We start from the raw sequence: 13668 nt of genomic DNA, 5'->3' as shown, positions 1-13668 counted from the left end.
AGAAAACTCATGGCAACGATTAATAATTATTTACCGAAGTCTGCTCAAACAGGTATTGCATTAGGTCGTGTACGAGCCATTATTGTTCATTGGGTAGCAAACCCAAATACAACAGCTGCAGCAAACATTAGCTATTGGAGAAATCAATCAAACGGTATTCAAGCTCATGACGTTATTAACTTAAATGGTGATTTGTATCATGCGGTTCCTTATAACGTGATGTGCTATCACATCGGTTCAAAAGTTTATACAAAAGATTGCCTTAAACGTATAGGTTCTTATCCAAACAACGCGACTATCGGCGTAGAGTGTACACACGTGGATTGGGACGGGAAGATGACCGATGCTACGTATCAAACGCTTGTTACGCACGTAGCAAATCTTTGTAAGAAATTCGGCTTAACAGCTGATGATGTGTGGTTGCACTATGAAACAAATGGATGGAAAGATTGCCACCGCTACTTCGTGAAAAGCTTAAATGGACGCTGGAAAACATTCTTACGTCAAGTGGCCGACAAGATTGCTGGAAGCACAGGTATTGTGTCTGCTCCTTCTCGTCCTTCTACTGCTAATGACGATGTTCATTTAGTTGAGGATTTAGGTATTGGTGATAGCGGTACCGCGGTTAAAAACTTACAAAAAGATTTAACAGCACTTGGCTACGACACGCAAGGTACAGACGGCAAGTTCGGTAAAAATACGCAAGCTGCTGTTCTTAAGTTTCAGAAAGACCATGGCTTAGTTGCTGATGGTATCGCTGGCTTAAATACAAAAGCTGAAATTGAAAAAGCGCTAAACAAAAAAGAAGGCAAAACCATTTGGTATCGTGTTCGCCGTGATCCAAACGATGCGAAGACACAATTAACCGCTGTTCGCGATAAAGATTCTGCTTTGGAATTTGCTAAAAAAGAGAAGGCTTATGTTTTAGAAGATACAAAGGTGATCTATACGCCTAGTAATGCACCGACACCACCAGCGCCAAAACCGACGCCTACTCCTAGCAAACCAACAACGTTCGTTCTTCCTAATGTTGTGATGACGCGTACAACGAAGAATGACAAAGAGCAGGTGAAACAAGTACAACGTGCGTTAAATGCATTGCACTTCAAGTGTGGAGCGGTTGATGGTATTTACGGTGCGGGTACAGCGGATGCTGTTTTACGTTACCAATCTATGTACGGAAATTTAAAAGACGATGGAAAGTATGGTCCGGCTACACGTGCTCAAATGCTTGTTGATTTAGCTGGCAAATAAGGAGGTTAAACAAATGACTAAATTAAAACGCTACTTTAAAAGACGACGCAATGCCACCTTTTACATTACGTCATTAGCTCAGCTCTTAATTGCCATTCAATTAATCTTAGCAATCTTCAATGCGGATTACTTATTGGATACAGTACTCCAAAACAAAATCTTATCTGCAGCTAACGGACTTTGTGTTGTACTAGGTACATTCGGTGTCTTAAATGATCCGAAAGAGCCGGGTGTTGGTGATAAAGAAGAATAAAAAAGTAGGCAGAGGAGAATTGTTCCCTCTGCCTATGATTTTTACTCGTACAAAAAATTGTGGTATTATAAAAACGTTATCGAATAATGACGAACAAAAAAGACCCTAACTTGTCGCCACAACAAGTTAGAGCCTTAATTGGAAAAACATATTACTACAAATCACAAATTGATTTCTTTTGTTTTAGTTTTATGCAATTAGTATAATATGTTTTCCTTTCGTTTGTCAAAACAGAAAGGGAGTTTTTTTGAAATGCAAGAACCAAAACTGAATATGAAAGGTCGAATTGGTGAGATAAGTTACTACCGACGAATTCATACAGGTGAAGTCAAACCAGTACATAGAACACGTATCGACGAGAAGACAGGAGAAAAAGTAAAACAAGAATATCTCCGAAAGACTGAATCTTATGTGTTCTTCAAAGAAGATGAAGTCATCGATTTCTCGCTCGATCAATACGGCCATGCGCTTCCTGATTTTGATCGTGACTACACACGTATCAAAAATTACTTACTGTATTTCTGGATGCCATTTCTAGGTAGAAATGAGACAATGCTTTATATTACATTGTTGTCTTATTGTTATGGAAAAGAAAAAGATTATTGCTTTCCATCCATAAAGAAGCTAGAAATGATTTTAGGCGCATCAAGACCTTCGCTTATTAAGTATATGGAGAAGTTAGAGGACTACGGATTTATTTTTCGCTTTTGGACGTTAATCCCTGGAAACGAAAATAAAGAGGATACGCCGATTATTAAAGTGAGAAAACAAACTCCGTATTTGCCAAATGAATTATACGAAAAGCTTCCAGATGAATTAAAAGAAGAGCATGACAAAATGGTTATGGACTATGCGAAGAAATTTAACACGACGCTCGTTCCTTATAGCAAACCTGATTTCTCTGAAATTCATGATGAGTATATACGTATGAATGGGCATGCTCCGGAGCACATCTTAAATGATCAGCGTGAGAAGATAAACAGCTATCATCGATTAAGAAGTCAAATTTCTGAAAAGATGCTTGAGAATACCGAGATCATTTTCAACAAATTAAATAATGACTTGATTAGCAAACCTGCATTCGAAACATATTTCACTCATGCTTTATTAGATGTAGAAGATGGAGAAATAATTGTATATGTAAGTTCGCTTTTCCAAAAAGAAGGAATCGAACAAAAATATAAATCGATAATTATTGCAGCTTATCAAGAATTAATTAACGAAAATGTAACTGAACTTAAAGTTATCAATTACAAATAATGAGAGAGCCAACCGGCTCTCTTTTTTTATTTATTTATATATAAGTTCTTAAGATTGTACTTATTTGGTTTAATTTTTTTAAACCCCCTATTTAAAAATTTTAAAGGTATACCCCCCGTTTAAATTTTTTAAAGGTATAGGTTTAAGTTTTTTAAAGGTACTTTATCCACAAAAACATAGGTTTAAATTTTTTAAAGGTATACCTTTAAATTTCTTAAAGGGTACGTTTAAATTTTTTAAACCTAGTATTTAAGTTTTTTAAAGGTATAAGTTATCCACAGTTTTTTTTGCTCCAATACCCCGTGTCAAAATGACAGGGGTACTATTTCATATCTAATCCATCTAAAACCATTTGTAAATCTGGCTCTAAATCATTAAGATTATATTCCTCTTCCGGTTCTTCGAATTCCTCATCACCACGTTGTAAAAAGGCTAAGATTTCTTCTCCTTTTAAACGATCTGTTTCATCCGGAATATTACTAACCACTTCTTGAATACCGACCACATTTAATTCACCTTCTATAGTTTGCTTCGCCAACATGACACGATGCTCACCAAATTCTTCCTTCAAGACGGTATACCGTTTCCATCCTTGTGATTCAAAGTAAGGAACATTGATATCTAAAATGTCATAGGATTCTCCGCGTGAGCCATCGTCTCTCATTCGTACTGTACGTCCTGCTCGTTGTGGCTCTCTTACCTCACTTGAACCAGCGTTGAATCGTACAATTTTAGAGGCGTTCTTCGCATTGAAGCCGACATCGAAAATACTTGTGCCAATCAACACAGGGAATTCCGAATTTCGGAACGCTTCAATTGTATTTTTACGAAGCTTTTTAGCCGTACCGCCATGAACGAAATGAACTTGTTCTTCTCTCATTCCTAAATCAATAAGCATATTTCTAACGATTTCTCCGTGTTCTAATCGACTCACAAGTGCAAGTACGCTATTGTTAACAGCCCATTCTTTTACTTTTAAACACAGGTGTTCGTTCCGTTTAGGATTATTCACGATGAATAAATCGTATGCTTGATGATGATCCATCTTTAATTCTCTTGCTACTTTCTTATCAACCTTGTGGTCAAACTTGGTGAAGTGTCCTAGAAACTCCGATAATCGTCCTTTTTGTATCTGATCAGAAGCGGATGATTGATAACGAAACTCCCCTGTGGCTGCTATGATTTGAACGCCACCTCCATCTGTTCGCGTTGGCGTAGCGGATAGTGTGTATCTATATGGTGCAGGGCAAGCACGTAAAAACTTATTCCACTGATCCGTTCCGAGCACTTGCGCCTCGTCAACAATAAACAACCCTACAGTTTTTAAAAACGGAATGATTTCATGATGTCTTTTCAGCTTTCGAGCAAGGCTATTCACACGCGTTTGGCACTTCAAAAACTCTTTTAAAGTTGATTCATACAATTCATCTTCAGGCGTTAACTTTTCTGATCGTCGTTTAACTAGGCTAAGTTCATATTGTGCAACCTCGATTTCTTTCGCTGTAGGAGGTTTTAAAGCACTTGCGATACTTTGTATACTAGCTACGGTAATATCGCCAGGATCAAACTCTCCGTCCGCGATAACGCCTATCTTAATATCATCATTACGGAAGACAGAATCGAAGTCGTCTTTTGCATCACTTGTTAAGACTCGTTGGTTTGCTAGGAACATAGCTTTTACACCTTTTTTGGCAATGAGATCCGCTGCCACAAATGATGTCTTACCGAAACCTGTAGGAAGCTTTGCAATACCATGATTCGCTTTATCAAGCGCTGTTACTGAATCCACTTGGTCTTGTGTAGGTGTGAATGAAAACACTGGATTCAAATGAAATTCTTTCTCTGGATAGCTAAATCGCTGATGCACTTGAAAAGGAATACCATGTGTTTGAAGAACGTTAACAATCCGCTCCAATAAGCCAGACGGAAACTCACCCTTAACTGGATCAACTAAATGCGTATATCCGCTCCACGTTTTTCCGTACTGCTTAGAGTTTTTAGCTCCTTGGTTAAAGTAGCTGGTAATCGGAATAATCTCTTTCCATGGCATACCTCTACCGCTCACTTTGCACATCATCGGTTCCCATTCAATTACAATAGGATTTTTATTAAGCACAAATTTATCCTGGAACGTTTGGTAGCTTTGCGTCTTACGAATAGACCCTTTAAATCGCATAAGCACCTTTTGTAAATCTGTTAAGTGTTTAAGTGACATATAGTAGCGGCCTTTGTATTCGCGGTGTTTCAATTTATCTATTTTCTTAATATCGTTAAGAAACAATGTCGGATTCGGAATTTGAGAAAAGATCAGTTCATTATTCTTTAAATCTAAAAGCATAATGTTCCCCTTTCATAATTAATAATTATTAATTTAATAATAGCATAATTAATAATTATGCTATTAGACAAAAAGACACTACACCTTACCCCAACGGGGCAGGCATAGTGTCTTTTATTAACTGATATAAATCTGTTCAACAAAGATTGTTGTTTATCTTTTTTCAAGCTTTAAGATTAAACCAACATACTCTTGTTTCTCTGCATATTTTCTAGCTGCTTCTTCACTTTTTTCTTCAATGAATTCCTGGCAAACTTGCTGGCCAGGAAAAGAACTATGAATAAACTCCAAATAATACGTGTTCATTTGAGCCTCCAATCTTACAAGAACGACATACGACGTGGATCGTAACCTTCAGACATAATCTCACGACTGATATAGAAGATACCTAACATCATGCCTAAGAACGCAACAAGTTGACCTGTATTGTCAAACTCATACTTCTTCGTAATGATAGCTAAAGACAATTCTAAACACATCATCGTACCGACTTTGCAAAGTAATGCAGCATCTTCAGAACGGAACCATTGTTTAGCTGAAGCAACCATTCCTTTAAATGACCATTTCTTTTTGCCGAAACGAGATACTTCTTTCTTTTTCTTTTGCTTCTTCGGGCCGCTGCCAACAAAGTGACGAACTGTATCCGCAGCATGAGCATACTGTGATTGCTTACGTTTAATTGCATCAGGATCATCTGCTTTAGATGGCTTCGAGAAACTTTCTACAGGCTTAGAAGTTGATGATGTATGCGTTGACTGATTTGCCCATGAATTTGACTGTTTATATCTCTTAGCATATGGATCTTCCTCATCATCTTTCTTAAGGAAATTCCCGTGCTCATCTTTATCAGAACCAATAAATATTTGTTTGGCGGCTTTGTCATCTTGTTTTATTTTCTTTATGAGGCTTTCGCTTTTCTTGCTGTACTCATTCGAGAGATCGACATCCTCATTAACGGTGTATTTATCTTCTTGATAGTGTGACATCTTTTCATTTTCATCTTCTTCTTCAATGACTGTACGTTGTTCTTCTGCTTTTGTGAACACTTCGTCTGAACTATCCATCATAATATTCGTTAAACTGGATAGCGCTTCATCTGGTGCTTCTTCTGTAATGACGACTTCACCTTCTAAATCAAAGAAGTCTGTGAAGCTAGCAGCTGATACTAAATCTTCAGCAGATTGTGACTCAGCTGGATCAAACGGCTTTGTATCTAATTTGCCGTCTTCAACATCGCGCATATACTTCTTTTTTAATTCATCAATGTTTACACTATCGCGAACAGCTAAACCGCGATTTGGCTCCCTACGTGTTTCGTTATTACTTGAAACTACTCTCATTGTCCAAACATTCCTCTCTGTCTATTATCGTCACTCAGCAACGTACGGATGGTGCTGTTTAATTCTGTGCTGCCATAAATCTCAAAGATGATACTGAAGCTTCCAGCTAACACGCCGAGCGTTTTAAATTTCCATCCGCTCTTTTCAGATAACATTCGTTTCGTAGCGGATAAGATAATACTTGTAAGATACGTTGAAAAACCTGTAGCTAATTTCTTACGCACACCTTTTTTCTTTAACTTATCTTTAAGCGTTTGTTTTGCTTCGTTTGATGTGCTTGCGACATGATCTCTGAAATATTCGTTGTAGCCATCTTCTAGTTCCTTACGAGACTGACGATAATCCATAAAGCCTTGCACGACACTTAACTCATCTAATGCATCCAGCGCAATCTTAAACTCACGTTGCGGCAACATCACAGCATCTTCAATCGTTTTGCCTTGATACACAATACTGACATCGTGACTAATGAAATTGTTTGTTTCAAATAAATTGTGCAGCTCTTCGATTTGCTTACTTGTAAAGAAACAAGAAACAGATCCGTCATGGAAATGTTTCTTGATACGATCTTTTGATTTATTCGGAAATACTTCTTGCATAAAAAGACCTTCAGCAGCTATATCACTTGCATACTCAATGCCTTCAATATCTAATACAACACTACTAATCTTAAAATCACGTTCGCCTGTTACAATGCCTCGAAGTATAAGAGATAAATCATCTGTTAAATGATACTCAACTCCATCTGCATCTACTGGAGATACCTGCATCCAATTTAATTGAAATGGTCTATTAATAAATAACGTTTTATCGATTCTCATTACTTAACGCCTCCTATTGGTTTTTCTACTCGTTTCACTTCGCCTATTACAGCACGTGGAAAATTACTCTTTGCAATACGTCTTGCTTGCTGTTCATCTTTTGCTTTAATTTCTAACTCAACAGGACGTATTGAATGGCCACCATCAACCCATACAGAAAACGTATCTTTGGAAACAACACGCACTTCAGCTATCCATACTAAACGTCTGCCATCTTTTTCAAAGCCATAGTCTATTAGCATTTGTGAATCGACATTCGATACAAGCGGACCTTTTAATCTAGCAACAATCCAATTTAATACAAAGAGTAAGCCTTCCTCTTCTCCGCTCATTTCACGAATGACAGGTACGATTGAATAATTCTTATACTTACCGTCACTGATTGCAATACACGCTTGACGATCACCATTTGTTGACACCGCATAATAATGAATGAAGCCTTTACCGTATGAAGATTCCATGATGTACATAATTCTCGTCCTCCTTGAGTTTTAAAATAAAATAAAAAAAGAACAGCTGAATGCTGTTCTTAGTCTTTCTTGATTAATTTCAATTTGTGTGCGCCATGTTCTACGCCTTGCTCCACCTGTCTGATAAACTGTGATGTGCTGTTTCTGTATTGTGTTTGTGTGTACTGATTTAATGTACCCCATGCACCTGTCTTTAATAATTGTACGCCTGTTCGTAAACCTACTGTTCCAACTGTTTTTGCTATTGTAATAATATTCATTTTTCATTTCCCCTTTTCCATAATTTTATTGTTGTTTCCTCACTATACTTATCACACTTTTTATAAAATTATGGACAAAACAAAGGGTTAGTTACGCACGTAATTAATAAGCTTATCTAGGAATTTACCACCAACTACTTTTGCAACAGCTGCAAGCGGCTGAACCATTTCGTCAATACGTCCATTGCTTGTTTGGATAATCATTTCACCTTTGAATGCATCGTTAACTGCATGGAACTGTTCGAGTGCAGATAAAGCAGCTCTTGAAGTTAAGTAGTTGATATCAAATTCATACGTATGCTCAAACTGTTCAACAGACATTAAATGCTTTAAACGTTCAAAGCTAGGTTCCTTCGTTTCTAATTCAAGTGCACGGTCAGCTAAATATTCATGACGCATTCTTGCTGTAACTACTTTCGGGCCGTATACATTAAAGGATACTGGATAGCCATCTGTATGCGTTTTTTGAATAAAAGCACCTGTGTAATAGCTACCTTTTAAAATCGTGTTAATAATAAAGTCTTGTTCAGCTTCACTATTCTTATCGATATCTTCAAAAATAAACGTGCCACCGTACCCCGAAATGAGCGCATATAAGCTCGCTGCTGATGTTGAATATAAATAAGTCGAGTTAAAAGCAAAACGGTCTATCACGCCATTTAACGTTGATTTCCCGCTACCTGCTTTTCCGTATACAGATAACATAGGAAATTTATCAAACAGTGTATAAAAGTACGTAGCGTAAACCCATAGTGCCAGCACTGGATACTCTTCTTCTTCTGCATGGAATACTGCACGGATCGCACTCTCAATTTCATTTACAATATATTTAGGATGTAATTTTGCTTCTGGTATCTTTCCGAATTGCCAATCTTTTACCCATTTTGCTTGAAGAGTACTTTCCGCTAGGTTAGACGGGATGTAATGTTGAAAGCCTGATGGCAGCATGTATTTGTTTTCAATAAGTGTTGTGAATCCACCGAATGAATCTTCTTTCACATCTAGCTGGTCTAAACGAATTAACTGTTTATGATTTGATACAAGGTATGGAACCTTTTTAATTGAATCGTTTTCATTTTCTAATTTTACAAAATGCATATAAGCATCATTGTTTTCAGGATAGATAAATTGAGATAAACGCATTTTTGGATAAAGGGTTTCTGTTGATACATTTGTCATAGATAAACACTCCTTAGTTTTAATATAAATAAAAGAGCCGCTTAGAACGGCGACTCTTGTTGCGTTTCTTCTTTAATTTTTTGTTCTTCCGCTTTTGTAATAAAACGTCTCGCACTAAACGTCCATTTATAGCCACGGAACTTTTTCGTTTTTAATTCAAGACGTTTAAGAAGGTCCTCATTGTTAATCGTAATACGTTTCTCTTGTCGAACCTCTCTGGAAGTAGCGTCTTTCCCTACAGCATTTTTGACAGCACTATTAATGTCTCTGAAATTATACGAGTCACTAGTGGTAGATAATTGTTCTGCTAATATCTTTAAGTGCAAACTGTTAACTGTAAAGGATTCTTCATACACTTCGATAGGGCTATCAAATTCATTGTCGTTGTTGTTCTCTAAAATCCAAGGAGCTTCTGAAATGCCGAGGATTTCTTTTGAAAGCGATACGAAAATATGTTGAATCTTTCCTTCCAGTGTATCCAGTGTGATTTCGTTTTTCTGTCTTGCGATATCTGTTTGATAGAAGCGGATAAGGTGATTCAAATAATCATCACCCACAAGCTTCGCTATCGTCACAAGCGGCTGTAAGATTTGCGTTAAACGTAAATTTCCTGTATCAAGACGTGTATCTGTCTTCTTGATTTCATGAACAGATTTAAAATGCACAAGTGCAGAAATAGCAGCTCTTGATGTAAGCGAATGTAATTCTGTTCGTCCTTCATTAAGAAAAGCTGTTGGTGGCACTAACTCTCTTACTTTTTCTTCTGTGGCACCAAAGGTTTCAATGATTAAACATCGATCCGCAATGATTGGTTCTACGCCCGAAATATTACTGATTACTTTAGGGCCGAAGATATTAAAGTATTCAGGTAGGTTTGTATTTTGGTTTGTACGTGAAACGATTCCTTGTGACGAGTACCCACCTTTTAAAACTGCTCCGATATCACTGTCCATCATTTTCTTTGCATCTGATAGATATTCAGCTTCATCTAAGATGTATGTACCACCAAAGTTGTGCAAATGACGGAACATCGCTGATCCCGACGTATTAACCGTAAACAATGGATTGAAAGCAACTAAATTAATAATTGCATCAATCGTTGATTTACCTGTCCCTTTTCCACCGTTAAGTAATAGATAAGGGAAGCCATCACCAAACAACGTATAAAAGTACGTTGAGTAAATCCATAACGCTAATACTTTCGTAACTTCATCCGAAGCATAATACACTTGACGGATAAAAGCTTCGATTTCTTGAATGATACTAACTGGATCAATTTCATCTGGAGTAATCTCGTTGTTTTGCCATTTCTTGACCCATCGATATTGAAGCGAAAGGTTTTCTACATCTTCCCGTAAGTTCACAGGTATTTCACCAGGAAGTTGATACTTGTTATCGACTAATAAAATACTTTGAGGATCAGGCTTCTTAAATAAATCTAAGCGGATCTCATCTTTTCTGTTATTGAGCAAACAAGGAACATACTTTGGCGCCTCTGTATCTTTGATGTGTTTTACATAATACATGTAGCCGTCACCGTTTTCACCGCTATTAGGAAATAGCGCTTGGGACACTTGAATACGAGGGTAGTTCCCTACATCTTCTGCATCATAGTTGTCAATAGCGGTTACTTCTTTAAAAATCAAATCAATCCGATCTTGATTTTTTACCGCCTTCTCAACTATTCGCGTTAATTTATCATACTCCACAGCATTTGTTTGACGCGCTTTATGGAGATACCACGCAAGTTGTTTTGCAACTTCATTTTCTTCTTTAGCAAAACGGTACATATCCAACAATTGATTAAACTTACGCGCTGGTTTCCCATCTAAATCTTTGAACCCTAAGTCATGGTAGTATTTGTGGATTGCATCACTTAACTGGAATTTGTAGTTTTGGATTACATTTTCCAGTCGAACAGTTTGAATATCTCCGTTCTTTTTCTCAGTGATTTGACCATTTTTTATAACTTCAATCGTACCCTCAAATTTATGATTACGCCTATTAAAACCTTTAATCGAATAGTTAATCTGATAGTTGCGGTTTTTAACTGTCCAATCATGCTTAGGGAAATGCCTGTAAACAAGCGCATTATTGGTTGGAACCATTTTCGCATTGTCAATGACTTCTTTTAAACTATCAATCGGATTCTCCGCAAAGCGCACAAAATCATCAGGATCATTATAATCCTTTGGGTATTCAATTCGTTTAAGTGGAACGTCAGGCATTTCTTCATCTAACTGCCTTCTATATTTGTCACCCGCTACATCGTTATCAAATGCTTCGTAGACGGTTTCAAATTTACGTAAGTACTTAGATGAAAAAGCGCCTTTCCCAAAGTTACCACCAAGCGCCGCTACAGTGAATCGACTGCTGTAGTCTGCTATTTGAGCTAACGCTTCTTCCATTGAGATTTTATCGTTCTCACCTTCTACTAAAATGAGAGCTTGTTTCGGTTTCTTTTTAATTTCATCTAACGAAACCATGAGAACTTTTTCTCCAGTAGAATAATTCGCATCTTTCAATTGATGTGTAGGATGCATTTTTATATGCGGATGATCTTCGGATTTAATCTTGGTATCAAATGTAGCGTAACCACAAAATTCTTTTGTGCCATCTGCTTTCTTTTCACCGTGACATTGACGAAGGAAAGCTCTGCAGTTTACACGAACGACATTGCCTTTTTCGTCATAATACGGATAAACAAAGTAGTGAGCTGGAGCTCCTATCACTTTATAAGCATCTTTTATTTCTTCATCAGAATAACCTTTTTTAGCAAGCATTTGCGCTAAGACTTTATAACCTGGAGAATAACCAACTTTGTTTTTCTCTAAGCCTTCCTTTGTGTGACCGCGAGCTTGCAGCTGGTAATCAAGAGGATACTTTTCTTCTCCTTCAGAATCCATCGGTTTTAAATCATAATTCATTAACAGTAATTGATAAATGTCTACCGCTTCATGATAAAGTGTTTGAATCCGCTTTTGTTTTTCTTTCGCTGCTGCTTTTTCAGGATCTATAACCAGATCTGCTTTTGATATACCGGACCAATCGGCTAACATCTGTAGTCCTTCTTCTTCACCATTCATTTTCTGTACAATGGTGATAAGAGATCCACTTTCATTACACTCACTGTGGAAGCAATGCCCCGCGCCGGTACTGCCTTTATCTCGTGTTACATAGAATTTTTCTTCGCGCTGACAAAAAGGACACGGATTAATTAAATAATAACCGTCTCTCTTCTTCCTTGCTCCTGCACCGTAAAAGTGACTGATGTAGTCGTCGAAATGGGTTCGGATGTACTTCGATACGTCATCAAACCAACTCAATTGTTTCCCCGCCTTTCCGTAGAGCTACATCATTCTTTCCGAAATTTTATTTTAATCTCTCTCTCTATTGTTTCCTTCGGTAAAGAAATGACTGCCCCAAGTCGTGACTGTGACGTGTCACGTGTAAGTTTAATTTTATCATGAGATTTCATAATTGAAATAGTACGAGCAAAAGAAATTACATTTAATGCGTGATACAAATTGTTAGCATTTACCATAAACGACATATTTACATCCCCTTTGCACTCATTTAAAACAGGTAGTTTAATAGCGGTTTCATTGTCTTTATGAAACAAGGAAGCCGTTATTTCATCACCCTTCGCTTCAAACATAAACCATGAGCGGTCACGTTCTCGTTTCTTTGGTACGGTCTTTAATAAATCAAGAAGCGGCTGAATCTCAACTTCAACCGCTTCCCCCTCTACTTCAAATAATTGATTCAATTCTTCCTGGAGCAATGACGATCCCTTAAACAACAGCTGAAACTTATTCGGTTTCTTTGTCATGTTGTCATAAGGGTACGTCACCAAGACTTCATCTTCTTCAGTTTCACTTGCTTCTGCCGGAACATAAAAAAGTGAAGCAGCAGGTTCGCTATGTTCCATTCTCATAGCATACGTGCGCTCCACTAGGTAAGCATAATTCTCGTAGAAGTAAATTCCGTTCGTGTGATCGTCTCCTTTCCAGTTTAATAGGCTCCAATATTCTTTTAACATCTTTGCGATTTCGAAGCGAGTATTGTCCATCACCATACACTCACCACCGGTGCATAGCTAATAGCTGCTTTTGAAATCGTTCCGTACTCGTCTTCTCTTGTTAAAAATGACATACGGTTTGTGCTCAGATATTTATATACGTCACTTAAAATGAATGGATATTGAGAACCGTACGCAGCTTCTAGCACTTGTATTTGTGTATCTTCATTTTGTTCAACTACTTCTTTATACCAATGATCCCACTCCGTTTTTTCCATCACATGACATAACTTTTCATTAAGTGCTAATATCGCCTCCATCCCCATGACTTCAATAAAGATATCTTCAAGGAACGGCGGCCGCTTCAAACTATTTGCACCAATGTATGCGTCGTAAACTCGCTGTTCAAATTTAGTACCAAGTACATACTCTATGTGAATGTATTGATTTATTAATAGTTCTGACATATTTT

General features: G+C 37.4%; 13 protein-coding genes. 3 read left to right on the top strand and 10 right to left on the bottom strand.

The window, feature by feature from the left end; genetic code table 11:
- Positions 1-9 precede the first annotated feature (9 nt).
- The 3 genes from AC0KUU_RS24665 to AC0KUU_RS24655 all read left to right on the top strand — a co-directional run bounded on the left by AC0KUU_RS24665 (position 10) and on the right by AC0KUU_RS24655 (position 2767).
- On the top strand, positions 10-1254 hold the full coding sequence (locus AC0KUU_RS24665) for a peptidoglycan recognition protein family protein (protein ID WP_473453428.1): 1245 nt from the start codon (positions 10-12) through the stop codon (positions 1252-1254).
- Between the two features lie 13 nt (positions 1255-1267).
- Complete coding sequence (locus AC0KUU_RS24660) at positions 1268-1507, top strand: phage holin (RefSeq protein WP_427598411.1); 240 nt, start codon at positions 1268-1270, stop codon at positions 1505-1507.
- A 252-nt stretch (positions 1508-1759) separates the two neighbouring features.
- Entirely contained in the window at positions 1760-2767 is a 1008-nt protein-coding gene (locus tag AC0KUU_RS24655) for a helix-turn-helix domain-containing protein (RefSeq protein WP_473453426.1), read from the top strand.
- Positions 2768-3089: 322 nt separating this feature from the next.
- On the opposite strand, the gene AC0KUU_RS24650 is transcribed toward AC0KUU_RS24655, so the two are convergent.
- The 10 genes from AC0KUU_RS24650 to AC0KUU_RS24605 form a co-directional block, all read right to left on the bottom strand.
- Positions 3090-5105: a DEAD/DEAH box helicase gene (locus AC0KUU_RS24650; protein WP_473453424.1), complete on the bottom strand. Its 2016-nt coding sequence runs from the start codon at positions 5103-5105 to the stop codon at positions 3090-3092.
- 153 nt (positions 5106-5258) lie between these two features.
- Positions 5259-5411, bottom strand: coding sequence for a hypothetical protein (locus AC0KUU_RS24645; protein ID WP_473453422.1), 153 nt, complete (start codon positions 5409-5411; stop codon positions 5259-5261).
- Positions 5412-5425: 14 nt separating this feature from the next.
- A complete protein-coding gene (locus AC0KUU_RS24640; RefSeq protein WP_473453420.1) occupies positions 5426-6445 on the bottom strand; it encodes a hypothetical protein in 1020 nt (339 codons plus the stop codon).
- Positions 6442-7266: a hypothetical protein gene (locus AC0KUU_RS24635; protein ID WP_473453418.1), complete on the bottom strand. Its 825-nt coding sequence runs from the start codon at positions 7264-7266 to the stop codon at positions 6442-6444. The genes AC0KUU_RS24640 and AC0KUU_RS24635 overlap by 4 nt, the downstream gene beginning before the upstream one ends.
- Entirely contained in the window at positions 7266-7736 is a 471-nt protein-coding gene (locus AC0KUU_RS24630) for a hypothetical protein (protein ID WP_473453416.1), read from the bottom strand. The genes AC0KUU_RS24635 and AC0KUU_RS24630 overlap by 1 nt, the downstream gene beginning before the upstream one ends.
- Before the next feature lie 59 nt (positions 7737-7795).
- Positions 7796-7996: a hypothetical protein gene (locus tag AC0KUU_RS24625; protein WP_427598399.1), complete on the bottom strand. Its 201-nt coding sequence runs from the start codon at positions 7994-7996 to the stop codon at positions 7796-7798.
- Positions 7997-8083: 87 nt separating this feature from the next.
- Positions 8084-9175, bottom strand: a complete 1092-nt coding sequence (locus AC0KUU_RS24620; RefSeq protein WP_473453414.1) for a hypothetical protein — start codon at positions 9173-9175, stop codon at positions 8084-8086.
- A 41-nt stretch (positions 9176-9216) separates the two neighbouring features.
- Positions 9217-12501: a toprim domain-containing protein gene (locus tag AC0KUU_RS24615; RefSeq protein WP_473453412.1), complete on the bottom strand. Its 3285-nt coding sequence runs from the start codon at positions 12499-12501 to the stop codon at positions 9217-9219.
- A gap of 29 nt (positions 12502-12530) precedes the next feature.
- Positions 12531-13253: a hypothetical protein gene (locus AC0KUU_RS24610; protein ID WP_473453410.1), complete on the bottom strand. Its 723-nt coding sequence runs from the start codon at positions 13251-13253 to the stop codon at positions 12531-12533.
- Complete coding sequence (locus tag AC0KUU_RS24605) at positions 13247-13663, bottom strand: hypothetical protein (protein ID WP_473453408.1); 417 nt, start codon at positions 13661-13663, stop codon at positions 13247-13249. The genes AC0KUU_RS24610 and AC0KUU_RS24605 overlap by 7 nt, the downstream gene beginning before the upstream one ends.
- Positions 13664-13668 lie beyond the last annotated feature (5 nt).

Source organism: Priestia sp. ST2 (genome assembly GCF_055810735.1).
This window is presented reverse-complemented; position numbering and strand designations above follow the sequence as displayed.

What these genes read in the sequence shown, in the direction of transcription:
- AC0KUU_RS24665 (WP_473453428.1), top strand. Translation starts at nt 10, where the DNA reads ATGGCAACGATTAATAATTATTTACCGAAGTCTGCTCAAACAGGTATT.
- AC0KUU_RS24660 (WP_427598411.1), top strand. Translation starts at nt 1,268, where the DNA reads ATGACTAAATTAAAACGCTACTTTAAAAGACGACGCAATGCCACCTTT.
- AC0KUU_RS24655 (WP_473453426.1), top strand. Translation starts at nt 1,760, where the DNA reads ATGCAAGAACCAAAACTGAATATGAAAGGTCGAATTGGTGAGATAAGT.
- AC0KUU_RS24650 (WP_473453424.1), bottom strand. Translation starts at nt 5,105, where the DNA reads ATGCTTTTAGATTTAAAGAATAATGAACTGATCTTTTCTCAAATTCCG.
- AC0KUU_RS24645 (WP_473453422.1), bottom strand. Translation starts at nt 5,411, where the DNA reads ATGAACACGTATTATTTGGAGTTTATTCATAGTTCTTTTCCTGGCCAG.
- AC0KUU_RS24640 (WP_473453420.1), bottom strand. Translation starts at nt 6,445, where the DNA reads ATGAGAGTAGTTTCAAGTAATAACGAAACACGTAGGGAGCCAAATCGC.
- AC0KUU_RS24635 (WP_473453418.1), bottom strand. Translation starts at nt 7,266, where the DNA reads ATGAGAATCGATAAAACGTTATTTATTAATAGACCATTTCAATTAAAT.
- AC0KUU_RS24630 (WP_473453416.1), bottom strand. Translation starts at nt 7,736, where the DNA reads ATGTACATCATGGAATCTTCATACGGTAAAGGCTTCATTCATTATTAT.
- AC0KUU_RS24625 (WP_427598399.1), bottom strand. Translation starts at nt 7,996, where the DNA reads ATGAATATTATTACAATAGCAAAAACAGTTGGAACAGTAGGTTTACGA.
- AC0KUU_RS24620 (WP_473453414.1), bottom strand. Translation starts at nt 9,175, where the DNA reads ATGACAAATGTATCAACAGAAACCCTTTATCCAAAAATGCGTTTATCT.
- AC0KUU_RS24610 (WP_473453410.1), bottom strand. Translation starts at nt 13,253, where the DNA reads ATGGTGATGGACAATACTCGCTTCGAAATCGCAAAGATGTTAAAAGAA.
- AC0KUU_RS24605 (WP_473453408.1), bottom strand. Translation starts at nt 13,663, where the DNA reads ATGTCAGAACTATTAATAAATCAATACATTCACATAGAGTATGTACTT.